The following is a 16,330-nucleotide window of genomic DNA, read 5'->3' as shown; positions in this document are numbered from 1 at the left end:
TGCCTATGTTTATAGGTGCCCCATGGAGAGAGGAAAGCTGATATAAAATACCGTACCCTCCCCAGGCTGTGATTCAACGGTTATAGTACCTCCATATTCTTCTATGCTGATCTTTGTAAAATAAAGCCCAAGCCCGCGCAGTCCGGGATTTCTTTTCGTACTGAATTCATAATTGAAGATCTTGGGAAGGTGATCCGGGTTAATTCCTACTCCGCTGTCTTTGAACGTAATCTCTGCGGAATCCTTCGTATACGCGGCAGAGAGCGTCATAGATCCCTCCATAGGCGTATGCTCGGTGGCATTCATAACCAGATTCTCAAAAGCCCGGAACAGATTTTCTCTGTGGCAGTATATCGTGCATGTCTGAGGAGGCAGTTCCAGATGGTAGTAGATCCCGTTTGCATCGGCGTAAGGCAGGGTTTCCGTGTATACATACCGGAGAAATTCACTGCAGTCCAGATGTTCGGCCGAACCCTTGTGAGAAGTTTCCGTATGAAATAACTGAAGGCTCTGTACATTATTCTGGATCTGTGAGGATTTATGGTCGATCACATCCAGATAATGCTGCAGTTCTTCGTCTAACCAAATCCCGCTGCTTTTCATGTAATCTATATAGGTATTGATTGCCGCTACGGGTGCTTTCAGGTCATGGGCTACAGCAGAGAGAAACTGCTTGCGTTCCTCCATCATAGCGGTCAGGTAAGCCGTTTTTCTCTCCACCTCATCCTGCAGATGTTCCGTCAGATACTGGCGCTGGATCAGCGCTCTGCGGTTATAGTCAGAGATGAGCACGGTGAATAAGGCCACCATAACAAAACCGCAATATTCCGTCTGCCATCCGAAACGCACCGGTTCATAGCGGCCGGCGGTGAGATAATCCACCAAAATACCAAATCCGAATACTGCATTGCCGCTCAAAAGCCAGACATGCTGCGGCTGCTGCAGTGTACCCAGAAACGCGGCCAGAATCAAGTAGGTACTCATTACAAGCTTGGATAAAGCGATGATCTGGCTGTACACGGCGATGAACTGCGGAAACAGAGGGAAAAGTATGTAAAAAGCCAGCATTGGAAAAGCAGCCATAGCTATGGAAAATGTATAACAGGCAATGTAAACCTTCCGGTTCCATACAGAGCCGGCCAGGCGGTAAGTCAGTACGGTCATACATACGAGAATACCAAAATAGGCAGTATCCTCAATAACATAAGAAAGCCTGCCCAGATGAATACCCAGCCAGTGTATGAGCGGATAACAAATGTGTACGGAAAAACAGAGGCATAAAACCCCATAAGCTGCGTACAGGGTATCTGTCTGCCTGCGGAACCATACGGTAAAGGAAACGGCTGCACAGCCCAGTGTAAAAAAGCAAAGGAACGCAAAAAATATAAGCCTGCCGATTACAAGGCTTGTTACCGTATCGGTCTGGCCTAAAACAGGCGGATAGACGACTCCACTGTAGTAATGAGAGTAATTGGAGACCTGTATCACAATTTCTACGCTGCCGGAAGGCAGGGAAACCAGGGCGTTCTGTACATGGACACGATAGTGGTTTTCGGACAAACTGCCATAGGAAAGCAAGAGCTCTCCGTTCACATATATTTTACTTGCAGAATATATTTCCGGCAGTTCTAAAAGCCATCCTTCTGCTGCCGGCTCAAGGTACAGCTGTTTTCGATAAACGGCGGTACCGAAGGGCGATGCATCGGGATGGAAAGATTTAAAATTTCCATATTGACCAATGGTGATGACTTTAGGGCTGTTAAAAACCGCATCATTGTCATTCCAGTTCTCGTCCAGGCTGAGATCAGGATAGAACTCCCAGCCTTCCGCAAGAACATGCAGGGTATTTCCTGTGTAGGTATATTTATTATCCCAGCGGAATGTGAGAGAAAAGAGCGCTCCGATTCCGGCAAGGGAGATAAAAAGAACCAGCAGTGATGCCGCAAGAGCCTTCTTTCCGCTGTGGACCTGGGGCAGGGCCTCCGCCTGCGGCATCAGGAAGGCTGCCTTAATTTTTTGGTAAAACTTTTTATGATTCATGTCTTATTCCGTAAAAACATATCCCTTTCCCCACTGTGTGCGGATGTATTCTTTTTCAGGTGAAAGCGCTTTGATTTTTCTGCGGATCCTCATAATCATGACCTGTATACTATGGGTATTATAACGCTCTCCCCACAAAGCCTCGTAGATCTCGTCCTGCCGGTAAGGGATGCCTTTGTTCTGGCTTAGAAATTGGAGTATCTGGAATTCGCTGAGGGTCAGGTCTAGAGAATTGGTGCCGATGTAAGCCTGCTTCTCATCGGGACAGATATAGAGACGGTAATCCTCCTGCGGACTTCCGGTACCGCTGTTATGTACCCGGGGATGGATCCTCGCTCTGATACGAAGCTCCAGCTCCTTCATACGGTAAGGTTTTACAATATAATCATCCCCTCCGCTTAAGAATCCTTTCTCCAAAGAGGCCTCATCAGTCAATACTGTAAGAAATATAATCGGAATATTGCTCATTTCCCGAAGCACACGGCACAGGGCAAAGCCGTCCTGCCCTTCCATTTGGATATCCAGTATAATACAGTCGTAGGTATTCCTGTTGATCAGCAGTAAGGCGTCTTTCGCGCTGCCTGCCTGGTCAACGGCATATCCCTGCTCTGTAAAGTAGGAATGGTTTAAAGTTAAAATATCAATATCATCATCCACAAAAAGAAGTCTGTCCATATTACACCAACTCTCATAATAGTTAGTTCCATTTTAAATGGGGCAGAAGCTGTTTGCAAATAAAATCGTACATTTCCAAAAATTGTTGTTAATTGTTGTTATTTATTGTTATTTTTTTGTTAAATATAATATGATAAAATGAAATGTATAACAAAAGATGATATGGGAGGAGAAGGGCAAGTGAAAAAAAGATGGAAGATCCCTTTTTTCCTAATGGTTATGTTGGGGTTACTCTTCGTAAACACATCTGCCTGTAAGGCGTGGGGACCGCCTAAACTGGAGGATGAAGAGGCTTTTTTGCAGTGGTATGAAGAGAATAAGAATAACGACGGGGCGGTGTATCAGTTATCGGGTGACCTGAAGCTGACGAAAGGGAGTGAAGAGTCCCCTCTTATGTGGGACGGCCAGGGAAAGGTAACGATTGACTGTGGGAACCATTTGATCCTGGCTGAGAGCAGCCTTGTGATAAACAACCCGAACCTGAAGATTACAGGATCTGAGTACTGTGTGATTATGGTAAGAAATGAAACACTTACACTGGAACAGGGGAAGATAGAGTATGCAGGAACCGAAGGGTTAATCTTACAGGTGCAGGGGGGAAAACTTGCTGGACCCTCACGGCGGGGGCAGTTTACACTCTGCAATTCTGAAAATGCGAGAGATGTAACCGGAATTGTGTATGGAGTTATACAGGATGGTGTGCTCTCAAACCTGGATATCGTACTGGAAGGGCTTGATAAAGCCGTGGGAATCAATAGCTCCGGAATGCTGACAGTTGAGAACTGTGGGATCCGGGTGACAGCCGGGATAACAGCATATGGAATTAAACAAAATTTTGATACGATGGAATTGGTCGTTCGGGACAGTGAGGTGACGGCGGCTGTGTCTGAACCAACAGGAGAGGCGTACAGTGCTTATGCCGAAAGCGGAAAAATTTACTGTGAAAATTCTATATTAGTGCCAAAGCTGGAAGAGGACACCACTTATAAGGTACTTGCTGCAAAAGCCAAAACACCAGTTTATGTGGAAGCCGGGGATTCCAGTGCGGATTGGCAGCTGCCAGCGGCGCTGGATATGTATGTACAGGAGAATGGATCAGACCAGGAGACAGAACTTTCCATTCCTGTTATTTGGGGGCTGCCGGACAGTGTTCTGCAGGAGCCTGGTTATTGTATTATAAAGGGAAGTTTTAATACGGAGAGGTTACCGTATACAGTTATCAATCCGGACGGAGTAGTTCCGGAAGTCACAGTGATCTGTGTACCCCCGGAAAAGATGTTCCTGATTGCTTCAGAAATCACAGATACCAAAACGAAACTGCTGCTGCCCTATCCGTATGGTGCCAGATTTCTTAAAATAGAGTACAGCACAGACGGCAGGAACTTTCGGACTTATCTGCCGAATAGGCCGAACATGATTATAGAGGGGGAACCTGTTCCGGAAAACGGACTCTTTTTGTTCTCTGTATCTTTGCCGGAGGCGCAGAAAGGACTATACATAAGATTTGTTACAGTGGGGGAAAGCATGTTCAGTGGAACCAGCGCCGTGTGGAAAGTAGGAGACGGCGCCAGCACAGGAATTCCAGATGATGCAGGGGAGGAGCAGGGCGGCGACCGCGGCGGCCAGGATGCAGAACCTGATCTGCCGGATGCGAATGATCCGGATACCGTCCCGGACATAGAACGTCCGAATGTACAACCTCCCGTTCCCGACCTTGAAGATCCGGATGCGGAGAACGGAGAGGCAGGCGGGACACCCTCCGTGAAACCACCGTCTGATGGACAGGGAGAGCCACATTGGGGAGAGGGGGACAACCAGGAAGAAGCAGGCAGACAGCCTGGAACGACAGGCAACAAAGAAGAAACCTATGACAGAGCACCTTATGTGAGTTCCGGAGTAAACAGGCAGGAAGGTAATTCAGTTTTGGGCCGGGGTGTTGACGGTATTGGTAAACCGGAGAATGAGGGGAATCGTTCAAATAAACCAGTCAATCCTGCTTCAGAGGAGGCGGTTCAGCACATTGATGCGGAACCGGATGAAAAACCGCTCGATGTGCAGAATGCTGAGCTTGCAGAAGCCGGAAAAAAGGCAGTGAAAAAACAGTATCCTATAGGGATAGCTGTTGTTCTGGTGGTTATTGGAATTGCGGCGGCGGGATATTGGTATGGAAAGAAGGTATTTAAAAAGAAGTAATTGAGATTTATTACCGGACTTTAAATTCAGCCCGGAAGAGGCCCCCTCTTATAGGGGGGGAATAAAGATATATTTACCCAGGTGCAGAGAGTTTGTAGTATATTGATACAGTGGAGGAGCATACTACAAGCTTCCCTGCACCTGTATAGTGTTTAAAAAGCCATTTTATGAGTTTAATAGCATTTCTTGCACGGCGCAAATCCCATGCTTTCTGCTTCAGATAATGTTACCTGCTGTGGATTATTCATGCCACTGCATGATGGATTGTTGTGATATTTACTTCCGCTTTGTGGAATCCATACCATTTGTTCTTGCGGGACTTGATTTGCCTGCGAAGATTCTTGAGCGGCAGCTTCCGCTGCTATCCGTTCCTCCTCAGCTTTTTGGGCGGCAGCCTCTGCTGCTTTTCGTTCCTCCTCGGCCTTTTTAGCAGCTTCTTCTTCGGCTTTCTTAGCGGCTTCTTCCTTAGCCTTTTTAGCAGCCTCCTCTTCAGCTTTCTTAGCGGCTTCCTTTTCGGCCCTCTTAGCAGCCTCCGTCTCAGCTTTTTCTTGAGCTTCTTTTTCTGCAAGTGCAGCCTTGTCCTCTACAGTAATAGTTATGGTATTGCTTTTTATATCACCACATAGTACGTACATAGTGTAACTTCCAGATTTTTCAGTAGTAAATAGTAGGTTATCGCCATCCTTTTTTAGTTCCCCACCAGAAGTTTCGCATTCAATGTCTTTCAGATCAGTATTGGAGGGAGTGGTCTTAACATCTACGGGAATTGCTGTGTTTATATCGTACCGATTATTTTCATCTGCTGAGAGAACAATAGTTTCTAATTTATTATCCCTTGTAAACAGAGTGCAAATTCCACCGAGTACAAATAATACAATAAATACTGTTAAACATCCCTTCCCTTTCTTTTTCTTTGGCTCTTCAGGGAGCAGACTTTCTTTTTTCTTAATAAAACGGTTATTATGGATTTTTTTACTGGAATCTTTTGCGGAAGAGGTCTTTCTCTTAGATACCCTGCTTCCAGGAAGGCTAATGACTGGAGTCCGTTTTCCTTTAGATTTTCCCTTGTTATGCACACCTTTCATTCTATCAGTTTTGGTTTTGCGCCCTCTGTAAGAATCCATTTTTTCATCAGGAGCGTTTTCTTTACTTTTACGAAATGTAAATCCCATTTGCGTAATTCCCCCTTTTCCTTTGTATTTAAGATATAATACATATATATGAAGCCGTCAGGCGTAATAATTGATCTGTCTATGCAAGAAAAGTGATACAATCAATATAGTTTTTTAATTTGCGCCACTTATTTTATACTTGCGTCTTACGTTAAACTACTTCTATTATATACGATTATATGGTAAATGGAAATAATAGGATTGGGGAGTCCAAGTAACTAATAAATAGTAAAAGTTTCCCTCAATTATTTATTTAAGCCCGATAACTGAAAATTGATTTTCTTTTGTTTTTTTGTATGCTAAACTTACACTATAAAAATGCAACTGTGCATGACAAGGAGGAGAGAAAATGAAAGAGTATCCTAAGTTTAAGGCAGCAGCGGTACAAGCAGCGCCGATTTTGCTGGATCTGGAGGCAACGGTAAGGAAGACATGTGATTTTATTGACGAGGCAGGTAAAAACGGGGCAAAACTTATTAATTTTCCGGAAGCGTGGATTCCTGGATACCCCTATTGGGTCTGGATGGACGGGCCGGATTATGGGATGAAGTATTTTGTTGAGTTTTATAATAATGCGGTGGAAATTCCCGGAAAGAGCGTTCAGGAGATTAGTGAGGCGGCCAAGAGAAATAAGATGTATGTTTGCGTTTCCGTTACGGAACGGGAAGGCGGCTCTTTGTATCTGACTCAGCTTTGGTTTAATCCGAATGGGGACTTGATCGGAAAGCATCGTAAGAATAAGGCTACCAGCCAGGAAAAAACAATCTGGGGCGACGGGGATGGAAGCCTGATGCCGGTATTTCACACGGAGTATGGAAATATGGGCGGGCTGCAGTGCTGGGAGCATTTTATTCCTTTGAATGTAGCGGCTATGGGCGGTCAGCACGAACAGATTCATTGTGGTTCCTGGCCCATTGCCATGTGGGATCCGAATAATATGTTTGCAACCGAACAGACACATGCGGCAGCGACTTATTATGCGGTTACCAATCAGGTTTTTTATTTGCTTGCGTCTATGATCTGGACTGAGGATCAGGCGGATCGCATCTGTGAGACAGATGCACACAGAGCAACGATGAAGCTGGGATACGGTATGACCAAGATTATTGCTCCAAACGGTACCGACATCGGGACGCACCTGGAGCCGGAGGAGGAAGGAATATGCTATGCGGATATTGATCTGGGCGCTTATATATCAGGACGCTATATTATTGATACGGCTGGGACGTACTCTACACCGGGCTTCCTGCGTATGACTTTGGACAAATCTGTACATAAGGCGGTAAATATTGTGGGAGATGCGGAACAGAAGGTGATACCTTATAACGAAATTCAGTTTGATGAATTAAAGTAAGATAGTGATAATCAGGGCAGGATATCTTCAGAGCAGAGATATCCTGCCTTTTTTTCTAATCTGGGAAATTCCTCTGAAATTTTTTAGAGCAGAAAAACTTTTTGTGGAAGTTCATGCTAAGGTTAAGCAAATAGCCGAAAATCAGCATCGCGGTGGTGCGCTAAGGATGTAAGCCCTTCATAAGAATCCAGGGTGGAGTTGAAGTGGATTAACTTACTTTTATCCTTCTAGTGTGATGTGAAATTCTGAATAAAATGGCAGAATTTCTGACAAGCCTCTGTGGAAATAGTAGTTTTATTAAAAATGATGCAGACATCCCAGGTGCAAGAGGAATCCTCAAAGGGAACGATCACTGTATTCTCATAAGGATGTTCTCTTGCCGCAAAATCAACCGAGAGGCCAATGCCTTTATTTTGTGATGCAAAAAAGTGGGTGTAAGATATTTCACTGGTCTCGGTGACGGAGTTTGGTTGAATCTGTTTTTGCAGAAAGCGCTGCATATTGTGGTGGTATGGGTTAAATTGCCGCCCAATAAGTGCAAGGTCCTGTCCATTTAGGTCCCGATAGGATATGAAATCTTTATCTGCGTATGGATGATCCTTGTTAATAACGGCGACATGCCTGCATGAAAATAGATATTGGCAATCATATTGGTCTATTTTCATAGGCATTCCTATAACAGCAAGATCTATTTGATTCTGCGCTATCATTGATTCAATCTTATGATCGGTGTCTTCTATATAATCCAGATGTATAGACGGAAAGCTCTTTTGGAATTGTTCTATAAGGTTGAAACCAAAATAGGCCATAACACCATAAGAAAAGGCAGCGCTCACTCTGGCAAGTGCGGTATCACTTTGAATATCTGTGGAGATAGAGTAAAACATATCAAGGATAGTGGAAGATTTGCTATATAATTGATCTGCATAGCGTGTCGGTACGACTCCTTTGGAAGTCCGTTTAAATAGAGTAAGGCCAAGTTCGTTTTCCAGCTTTTGAATAATTTTACTGACTCCCTGCGGTGTCATGTATACGATCTGCGCTGCCTGACTAATACTGGCTGCCTCGTATACACACCTAAATATTTTCATATCTTTTGTATCCATAAAGGGCTCTCCTTAAAAAATACGTATTTTTTAGGTGAAATACCTTCACTTTGGAAATTATTGTACTTTGAATGTATCGAAAAGTCAATATGGAAAGATATATGGTCTGCAATGGTGTAACAGTACTTTGACACTAGCAACGAGCTGCAGTATTAGCGATTCCTGTCATTAAGTATTCCCGCCCGTCGATAAGCCTAAAGTTTTCGGACTTAATTTCAGCCTGTCTAAACTGTTACATATTTTACAGGATTTTAATATTCTTATTTTATTTTAATTTGAACCGCACGCATAAACGTGCTATTCTAAAAACATCAAAACGGCAGGCATTTCAGCCAAATCTGGCCGTTCGATATCTCATCCCGGCGTTTCATATTCGAGACAGATTCCGTGAATGAATACAACATAATAAGAAAGGGGATTGCCTATGAAGAAAGGGCTAAAAGATTATTTTCCACAGATCAGAACACGGGAGGAGGTGATGAACGATATACGAATCAATCCTGTGTCAGCTTATCAGTTTGATCAGTGGGGGGAGGAACTTCAGGAAGAGTTTCTGGATTTCTGCACAGGAGCCAGAGGGGTTAAAATGACGTACGACTCTTTTTTTAAGGAGATTATGAACCCTGAATTACATGCGGAACGTTTGGAAGAACTGCTATCCTTACTGCTCGAACAGAAGGTAAAGATCCATCAGTTACTGCCGAATGAGTCGGCAAGAATTGCAGATGAAAACACGTTGCTGATCATGGACATTGTTGTGGAATTGGAGGATGGCAGCCTCGCCAATATTGAGATACAGAAAATAGGGTATGCATTTCCAGGGCAGCGGGGTGCATGTTATTCTGCAGATTTGCTCCTCAGGCAATATAAAAGAGTGAGAAGCCAGAAGAAAAAGAAGTTTACATATCAAGATATTAAAACGGTCTATACCATAATTTTCTTCGAAAAAAGTACTTCTGAATTTCATGAGATAAAACACACTTATATTCACCGGGCGAAGCAGGTATTTAACACGGGACTAAAGATGAATATGCTCCAGGAGTATGTTTTAATTCCACTTGACATTTTTAAGGAAACCAAGCAAAATAAAGCTATAGAAACGAAACTGGATGCATGGCTTAGCTTTTTGAGTGATGACCGGCCGGAACGGATTATGGAGATCATTGAAAAATATCCGGATTTTAGGGAATTGTATGGGAAAATCTACGAAATATGCCGTAATGTTGAAGGAGTGATGAATATGTTTTCAGAAGAATTACTGGAACTGGATAGAAATACAGTCCAATATATGATCGAAGAGCAGCAGGAACAACTGGATACCTTAAACAAGGAGAATGAAGTTCTGGCAATGGAATTAGCTGATCTCCGGAAAGCATACGAAGAGCAGAGAAATGCATACGAAGAACAGAGAAATGCATACGAAGAACAGAGAAAAGTACGGGAAGAGCAGCAGAGTGCGTATGAAGAACAGAAGAAAGAAAATGAAACACAGAGAAAACAAATTGAAGAACTGAAAAATATGCTTGAAACTTTGATGAGGAATCAGAAATAGGTATTTTATACGGATTGGGAATCTTGTGTTCCTCAATTCGTTTTACTTTATAATAACAATTTTTATGGGGGCATGACAGGAGATGATACGAATCCGCAATTAAAAAAGCCCTGCTATTTCGCAAGGCTTTTCATAACATTTTTAACGACTTCCTGACGGAGCCCTTCATCGGGTTCAGCAGAGGCTTTATAGTCCGCATACCGCGCGGTAATGTACAGGTAATCTGAAAGCCGGTTGATATACTGCATAGCCTTGCTGTCTGCGCCATAGTTCTGGGCTACTTTGCGGAAACGGCGTTCTGCCCTTCTGGCAACCGCCCTGGCAACATCCAGTCTCGCGGACAGCTCACATCCCCCATAAAGTACGAATTCCTTAGCGCGTGGAAACAGACCCTCCAGCCGGTCAATCTCTTCTTCCAGCATAAATGTCTCTTCTTTTGTAAAACGGTAATCCAGATTACGCGGATCTGCAATTCCAGCCATCATTTGAATCAGCGCTTTCTGAATCTGTGAAAGGCGGTCTTGCAGAGGCTGGCTGGCAATGACTTTGGCCAGACCGATATGGCTGCTCAATTCATCGATTGTCCCCAGCAGTTCTATACGGTCATCTGATTTGGAGACACTGATTCCATTCATAAGAGAAGTCTTTCCGGTATCTCCGTTTTTGGTATAAATTTTCATGGTTTTCTCCTCTTTTATTCATATAGAGTGACAGTTCAGACAGGCTTGAACTGTTACCATATTGATGCAATCCGGCACAGCGTCTAAAGCTGCAGCCTATTTGAAAGCCAGCTTTTTGACGGCGCGGGCGCTGTTTGCCCCCAGTTTCCTGCACTGCATTGGGGTGGGATTCTGGTAACTCTCGGTATTGCGGCCTTTTGGAAGGCCCCGCATCTGCATGGCAATCCCTTTTCCCGAGATTCCGACTCCGGAGCCAAGCATGGAATCATTGGCAGCATTCCATGCCAGTTCGTCAGGCAAAGCGGTTTCCATTTCCTTTATTTCATAAAATACCCCTTCTTCTTCAATACCGGCACAAACATCCCTGAGAAAGACGGCATCCGGGTTATTAACATATATGAAAATAGAAGGTCTTTTTATTATCATTTTTCTTCTCCTGCATACGAAAGTACCAATCCGGTGGCTACGGCATTGCGTGGTCCTTCTGTGCCGCGGATATTTCCCCGGCCGCATACGATACGGTAACCGACGAATTCTTCCATCAGCATTTCAGGGATCTCAAAGTCTTCGGCAGAACCTCCGACCAGTACTATATTAGAAATATTCTTTAAATCATGGTTCGGAGCTACTTTTTTCAGAGCGCGGAACGCATTTGTGACAAAAACTTTCTTTTTAGCATCGCGGCGGACCTGAACAATCTTTTCCATCGGAATATCCTGCTCTATGCGGATAAATCCATCTTCTGCCAGCAGGATAACCCGTCCATAGAAGCGGGGGTCAATGGAATCCTCCACAAAGGTCATCTGCCCGTTTTCCATCCGCATGTGGAACAGGCTTTCCACCTTGGCAAGAGGGTATTTTTTAATCTGTTCCGCCATATGCCTGTCGCCCAGGCCCAGCTCGGTCTCGATCAGCATGGAAACAAGTTCCCCGGCTCCTGCCTGGTGGGTCATGGTAACCTGTCCCTCCCTGGAAATGACTGCGGCATCGGTAGAACCTCCGCCCATATCCAGAATAGCCAGGGGCAGCTGAGTGCCAGGGGTTGTAAGAGCTCCGAGGCTTGCCATCACCGCTTCCACGCCGGCTACTTTTACATCTGTTCCGAGTTCCAGTTTCAGTTTTTCGGCGATTTCCTTCATAGGAAGGCGGCGTGTCTTTACCATGGCAGCGATGCCAACCGCTTTTTCCAGGCAGGTCTCCCCTGCCAGGGCGCCGGAGATCAGAACCGGGGCCAGAGTGTCAACTGCCAGTACATCCGTAATATGGATATCCGCTTCGGGGGTATGATCTAAATTCCCCATGCCCTGCCTGATACGGGCAAACATATTCCCCACGTTGGTGTCCGGCTGTCCGCTGATATCACGGATACTGCCTGCCTCAGACACCGCCTGCATGATCTTCGCTGCTCCTTCATCCAGATTCACGGAGGTGCTGTGCTCCCCATCCAGATAAATCTCTCCGGCAGGGAGTACATTTTCACGCACATTTCCGCCCGGAGTCTTCAGTACCACTGCACTGCGCTTTCCGATCAGGCTCTTGGCGATCGGTGTGACAGTGCGGGTTTCCTCTGCATTCAGCTTCAGAAGAGTGGCAATACCATAGGGATTGGACAACATCCGAACAGTCTGTCCGGGAAGCGCCACCTCGATTGCAGCCATAACCTTGTCCGGAAGTTTGTCGATACGTGCAACTTCATCAATGATCGGCAGCTTTTTGCGCAGCCGGTTCTCTACCAGGACAGCCTCGTCTGCCTGCAGGATCACTCCCACAATATCGAGCGTATCGGCCGCCTGATTCAGAATTGCGGCCACCTCCTCATAAGAATAGGTTTGGGGAGCCGCGACAATATATTGTGTACCGGGTATCCCGCGGGACAGGTTCTCAATCAGGAGAATCTCCCCTACTGCCTGTCCGGCTCCTGCAGGAGTGGAAGGATTGTGCCCGATCATGGAGGAATCCGTTATGATAGTCTCTGTCAAAGTCTCCATCGCAGTATCACCGATCACGGGCGCGGCCTCGTTCAGCCGGATCAAAGAAATGTCGCTGATCTCCCTTCCGATCCTGCCCATGGCCTGCTTCAGAGCCGCTTTGATGGCATGGGTATTCGCGACAGTTCCCTTCGTCCCGGTGGTGGGGCAGGAGGCGCTTGTCAGAAAGTGAATCGTGCCGTCGGACGCACTTTCCCCGACGCAGACTTCAGTTGTAGAATTCCCAATGTCAACTCCAGCGATATAACTCAAAGCAGAATCCCTCTTTTCTCATAAACTTCTGCGGCCTCCATAACGAGGCGCGCACAGTTTCTTGCGTTATATTTTTCAAGAAGCTCCTGTGCCATCAGAACCAGTTCTAACTTTGTAGAACGGTTGGGGCGCAGCTTATCATACATTTTCAAAATCACATCATCCGGTACATCGACCAGTTCGGCCGCGCGCTCAAAATTCTTTTCCATGGGATCATTGCCGGCCTCCCGAGCAACCTGTCCCTGTGCTTTTAACACCTCTTTTGATATCTTGATGTCATCGGCGGAAACGCGGTTTTTCATCACTTCATCCAGCGTAATATCAGTCAGCTTTTTACCGGTCCTGGATGTAATCTTTTCTTTTTCGTGTTCTCCTAATGGGTATTGCATCTACTTTACCTCCCATTCGATTATTCCGACTTCAGGGTCCAGCTGTTCCGTCTCGGCTATGTGCATCAGGGCAGCCTTGACCTGGTATTTAGGACGGGACATTGGATCGTTGGTGCAGGGGATGGGAACAACCTGTTCCCCTTTTACATATTTGGCGGCATTTTTACCGATCTTTCTGTAAGTGTCCAGATCCATCAGAGGCGCCTGGGGGAAAAGCTCCAGATTGGAGAGCGGGTACAAATCCTTCTGGTGGATGACGGTGGTTCCTTTTGACTGGATACCGATGCCAATGCCGGAGCCGGACAGTTTTGCGGCCTCCAGGGCCATGAAACATACATCCGAGGTGTCCAGGATCTTTACTACCCTTGGCACCATGCCTTCCTCTTCAATCCCTGCCTTCACGTTCTTCAATACATCGTCCAGCGGGATGCCGCAGATCGTCTTCAAAATTTCTTTTTGAAATGCAGCGCCGACCCCGATGACGACTTCCTTGGGGTCTGACCCCTTTGCGGCCCTTGGGTAAGACGCATAGGATGTCTTTATTTCATTGATTCTTTCGCGTCCTGCCATAGAGGGCACGGCAGCCGGTGCAGGCGCGGCGTCCTTTTTCTGCTTTATCTCAGCGAGGACAGCATCTGTTATCTGTTTTACTAAATCTTCATTCATCTGCATGCTCTTTCCTCCTATATATCCTGCGGATTGATAATATGAGGAATCTTTTTGATTTCCTCCCAGCGTTTGCCCTCGACACGGTAGCCTGTACCGGGGCCCATGTAGTCATTCGGTGTATTAACGCCGGAGAGCACATGGAAATCTCTGTCCAGGATCGCAGCGGTCTGCATATAGTCGCCCGCAACGCGCTGTTTCAGCATATTCAGGACGCTCTCCGCAAGATCCCGATAGCCGGATTCTGCAAGGGCCTTTACCACATCTACGCCGGTAATGCCGCGCTTGAGTACGTCCTCGGCGGACATCAGGTCTGCCGTTACGTCCCGGGGGAGCGTGTCTTTACTTCCGTGGGCATAGGTGACCGCCTCCACCTGTTCGTCGGAGACAGGCGTAAGCCCCAGCTGTTTGAACACGGCCTGTACGGCCTTTCCGGCTTTGCGTCTGACCTGGATGACTTCTTCCTCCGTGACCGGGCGGAGTCCGCCGTCAACCTGCATATCTCTCTGCAAAACGTTATAGTCATCAAAATCCTCTGCATCAAAGTTAGAACCCGCAAACATATTGTCGTAGTTGGGCTCTGCCGCATAGCCGGAAAATATAAAATCGGTTCCCGGCAGGAACTGGAGCATAGTTCTTGCGGTTCTGCGCATATCCGAATTGGAAAAGCTCTGGTCATTGGAGGATGCACATTCCAGGCCCAGCAGTGCAGCAACCAGGTTCTCGCTCATCACCTCCCGGATTCCTCCCGGAACAGCTCCGGGTACCCCGATACAGCTGACAGAACCATTCTGGATCCCCTGACTGCCAGCACCTTTTGTGGCGTAAAGACAGCGGCATTCCAGATACAACATGGATTTTTTCTCACTGTTACCCATCAGCACCTCGGAGCCGGAGCCGGAAGTAAAGCGTACTTTCAGACCGCGGGAAGCGTATGCCGAGTTCAAAAATGCTTTGGAGTAAGGAGTGTCGTCCCCGTCAATAAATACTTTTTCTGTCCCATACACAGAAAGTGTCTCCGCATATGTAGTCAGTCCTCTGATACCAAGTTCCAGTTCGGTGGCTTCCTCGGCGGAGCACTGCGTCAGAACACCGGGGCGTCCGGCCTGGGATCCGATCAGGAGCGCCATAGCGCTTAAGGGTGCATATCTGGCAACACCCATGGTGGTCTCTTCCTCTGCAAATCCTCTCAGGGCTCCTTCTGCGGCGTCCGCTGCGATCTGAACCGGGTCGTCCTTCAGATTGGTAATATGGGCCTGATTGCCGGGAGTTCTGCGCGCGCGCATCTTCTGCATACCCATCATCAGCTCTACAACGTTGAGGCAGTTCAGCACCTCGACCATCTTGGCGGGGGTGATGCCGCTTACAATCTCCAGAATCTCTTTTCTGGATACATGGATGTCCACAATCATTCTGGCGATATCCAGGGACGGGATAGTCATAGACATCTCGGCTCTCTGGATGCTGATGGCATAATCCGCAATAAACTGGTCTATAAAATCGAAATCTTCTCTTTTCTTTCCGTCCAGTTCTATAATTCTGCCATTTTCAATCTTAATGGAAGGCTTGGGATCATACGGGCTGTTCATCGCTGCAAAACCCATCTCCGGCCATTCGTTAATATAACCGTCCATATTAACCGGACGGCGGTCCAGTGTTTCAATACGTTTTGATCTCTTCATTTTCTCTTCTCCTAAGGAATTAGATTCCAGATAGTCTACAGTGCCTTTATTATACAACAATCACAGGGAATTAGCAATGAAATATTGAGAAAAATCCATGAAAAGCCACAAAAAAACAATGAAAACCACAAGAATCAACAAGGAGATGGCTAAGTTATGATATTTAGTAGGTGGAACTCATGACGGGAGTAACTTCGTTACTTTGAGCAGGGAGTGCTATGCAAGGCTTCATGTCCAGAGCGTGTCCAAGGGCATAAAAATAGCCACTCTTACGAGTGGCTATTTTATTAAAGCTGGTGATCCAGTATCCATTTTAATAATCCTTCAAAGGATAGTTCGCTTGAAGCAATTTTCAAAATCGTATCGGACAGCTCTCCCTGCGTGTACTCCAGCTAAATTCGGTTGAGGGCAAGGAACACGAGCATGGCATGTGCGCCAATTCGTTTATTTCCATCAACGAAAGCGTGATTTTTTACAAGGTCAAAGCCGAGGCGTGCAGCTTTCTGCTGAATCGATCCCGTTGAATGCGCAGGCCCTAAGAAGGTAAGTAGATTTATAGGAATGAATGTGCTAAAATACAA

Annotated in this window: 14 protein-coding genes; 3 read left to right on the top strand and 11 right to left on the bottom strand. The window is 46.2% G+C overall.

Annotation, left to right across the window (positions count from 1 at the left end; translation table 11 throughout):
- Window positions 1–9: 9 nt before the first annotated feature.
- Entirely contained in the window at window positions 10–2,040 is a 2,031-nt protein-coding gene (locus tag GKG43_RS04815; RefSeq protein WP_129878804.1) for a HAMP domain-containing sensor histidine kinase, read from the bottom strand.
- A gap of 3 nt (window positions 2,041–2,043) precedes the next feature.
- Window positions 2,044–2,715: a response regulator transcription factor gene (locus tag GKG43_RS04810; RefSeq protein WP_050639418.1), complete on the bottom strand. Its 672-nt coding sequence runs from the start codon at window positions 2,713–2,715 to the stop codon at window positions 2,044–2,046.
- 180 nt (window positions 2,716–2,895) lie between these two features.
- Here GKG43_RS04810 and GKG43_RS04805 point away from each other — a divergent pair, with 180 nt between their 5' ends.
- Window positions 2,896–4,908 carry a hypothetical protein gene (locus tag GKG43_RS04805; protein ID WP_129878802.1) on the top strand — a complete coding sequence of 671 codons (2,013 nt, stop codon included), beginning with the start codon at window positions 2,896–2,898 and terminating at the stop codon, window positions 4,906–4,908.
- A 173-nt stretch (window positions 4,909–5,081) separates the two neighbouring features.
- Here GKG43_RS04805 and GKG43_RS04800 read toward each other — a convergent pair whose 3' ends face one another.
- Window positions 5,082–6,080, bottom strand: a complete 999-nt coding sequence (locus GKG43_RS04800; protein ID WP_129878800.1) for a hypothetical protein — start codon at window positions 6,078–6,080, stop codon at window positions 5,082–5,084.
- Between the two features lie 349 nt (window positions 6,081–6,429).
- Between GKG43_RS04800 and GKG43_RS04795 the strand changes: the two genes are divergently transcribed.
- Window positions 6,430–7,434 carry a carbon-nitrogen hydrolase family protein gene (locus tag GKG43_RS04795; protein WP_129878798.1) on the top strand — a complete coding sequence of 335 codons (1,005 nt, stop codon included), beginning with the start codon at window positions 6,430–6,432 and terminating at the stop codon, window positions 7,432–7,434.
- Between the two features lie 227 nt (window positions 7,435–7,661).
- Here the strand turns inward: GKG43_RS04795 and GKG43_RS04790 are convergent, their stop codons facing one another.
- On the bottom strand, window positions 7,662–8,540 hold the full coding sequence (locus GKG43_RS04790; protein ID WP_129878796.1) for a LysR family transcriptional regulator: 879 nt from the start codon (window positions 8,538–8,540) through the stop codon (window positions 7,662–7,664).
- A gap of 424 nt (window positions 8,541–8,964) precedes the next feature.
- On the opposite strand from GKG43_RS04790, the gene GKG43_RS04785 reads away from it, so the two are divergent.
- A complete protein-coding gene (locus GKG43_RS04785; protein WP_055151620.1) occupies window positions 8,965–10,092 on the top strand; it encodes a PD-(D/E)XK nuclease family transposase in 1,128 nt (375 codons plus the stop codon).
- A gap of 113 nt (window positions 10,093–10,205) precedes the next feature.
- Here the strand turns inward: GKG43_RS04785 and GKG43_RS04780 are convergent, their stop codons facing one another.
- From GKG43_RS04780 to GKG43_RS23660, 7 genes are all read right to left on the bottom strand, one after another.
- On the bottom strand, window positions 10,206–10,772 hold the full coding sequence (locus GKG43_RS04780; protein WP_050639424.1) for a cob(I)yrinic acid a,c-diamide adenosyltransferase: 567 nt from the start codon (window positions 10,770–10,772) through the stop codon (window positions 10,206–10,208).
- 96 nt (window positions 10,773–10,868) lie between these two features.
- Window positions 10,869–11,198 (bottom strand): glycerol dehydratase reactivase beta/small subunit family protein, encoded by a 330-nt coding sequence (locus GKG43_RS04775; RefSeq protein WP_055151614.1) that lies wholly within the window; start codon window positions 11,196–11,198, stop codon window positions 10,869–10,871.
- Window positions 11,195–13,012: a diol dehydratase reactivase subunit alpha gene (locus GKG43_RS04770; RefSeq protein ID WP_129878794.1), complete on the bottom strand. Its 1,818-nt coding sequence runs from the start codon at window positions 13,010–13,012 to the stop codon at window positions 11,195–11,197. The genes GKG43_RS04775 and GKG43_RS04770 overlap by 4 nt, the downstream gene beginning before the upstream one ends.
- Entirely contained in the window at window positions 13,009–13,401 is a 393-nt protein-coding gene (locus tag GKG43_RS04765; RefSeq protein WP_025654177.1) for a diol dehydratase small subunit, read from the bottom strand. Before GKG43_RS04765 ends, GKG43_RS04770 begins: the two co-directional genes overlap by 4 nt.
- On the bottom strand, window positions 13,402–14,073 hold the full coding sequence (locus GKG43_RS04760; protein ID WP_050639427.1) for a propanediol/glycerol family dehydratase medium subunit: 672 nt from the start codon (window positions 14,071–14,073) through the stop codon (window positions 13,402–13,404). It lies immediately after the preceding gene.
- An 11-nt stretch (window positions 14,074–14,084) separates the two neighbouring features.
- Window positions 14,085–15,749, bottom strand: coding sequence for a propanediol/glycerol family dehydratase large subunit (locus tag GKG43_RS04755; RefSeq protein WP_050639428.1), 1,665 nt, complete (start codon window positions 15,747–15,749; stop codon window positions 14,085–14,087).
- 392 nt (window positions 15,750–16,141) lie between these two features.
- Window positions 16,142–16,330 (bottom strand): Fic family protein, encoded by a 189-nt coding sequence (locus GKG43_RS23660; RefSeq protein ID WP_334291933.1) that lies wholly within the window; start codon window positions 16,328–16,330, stop codon window positions 16,142–16,144.

It is taken from the genome of Eubacterium sp. BIOML-A2 (genome assembly GCF_009680135.1).
Taxonomy (GTDB): Bacteria; Bacillota; Clostridia; order Lachnospirales; family Lachnospiraceae; genus Faecalicatena; species Faecalicatena contortus_B.
This window is presented reverse-complemented; position numbering and strand designations above follow the sequence as displayed.

Bases quoted from the DNA above. Each gene is read 5' to 3' on its own strand.
- GKG43_RS04775 (WP_055151614.1), bottom strand. From the start codon at position 11,198: ATGATAATAAAAAGACCTTCTATTTTCATATATGTTAATAACCCGGAT.
- GKG43_RS04760 (WP_050639427.1), bottom strand. From the start codon at position 14,073: ATGCAGATGAATGAAGATTTAGTAAAACAGATAACAGATGCTGTCCTC.
- GKG43_RS04790 (WP_129878796.1), bottom strand. From the start codon at position 8,540: ATGGATACAAAAGATATGAAAATATTTAGGTGTGTATACGAGGCAGCC.
- GKG43_RS04785 (WP_055151620.1), top strand. From the start codon at position 8,965: ATGAAGAAAGGGCTAAAAGATTATTTTCCACAGATCAGAACACGGGAG.
- GKG43_RS04810 (WP_050639418.1), bottom strand. From the start codon at position 2,715: ATGGACAGACTTCTTTTTGTGGATGATGATATTGATATTTTAACTTTA.
- GKG43_RS04795 (WP_129878798.1), top strand. From the start codon at position 6,430: ATGAAAGAGTATCCTAAGTTTAAGGCAGCAGCGGTACAAGCAGCGCCG.
- GKG43_RS04815 (WP_129878804.1), bottom strand. From the start codon at position 2,040: ATGAATCATAAAAAGTTTTACCAAAAAATTAAGGCAGCCTTCCTGATG.
- GKG43_RS04765 (WP_025654177.1), bottom strand. From the start codon at position 13,401: ATGCAATACCCATTAGGAGAACACGAAAAAGAAAAGATTACATCCAGG.
- GKG43_RS04800 (WP_129878800.1), bottom strand. From the start codon at position 6,080: ATGGGATTTACATTTCGTAAAAGTAAAGAAAACGCTCCTGATGAAAAA.
- GKG43_RS04755 (WP_050639428.1), bottom strand. From the start codon at position 15,749: ATGAAGAGATCAAAACGTATTGAAACACTGGACCGCCGTCCGGTTAAT.
- GKG43_RS04780 (WP_050639424.1), bottom strand. From the start codon at position 10,772: ATGAAAATTTATACCAAAAACGGAGATACCGGAAAGACTTCTCTTATG.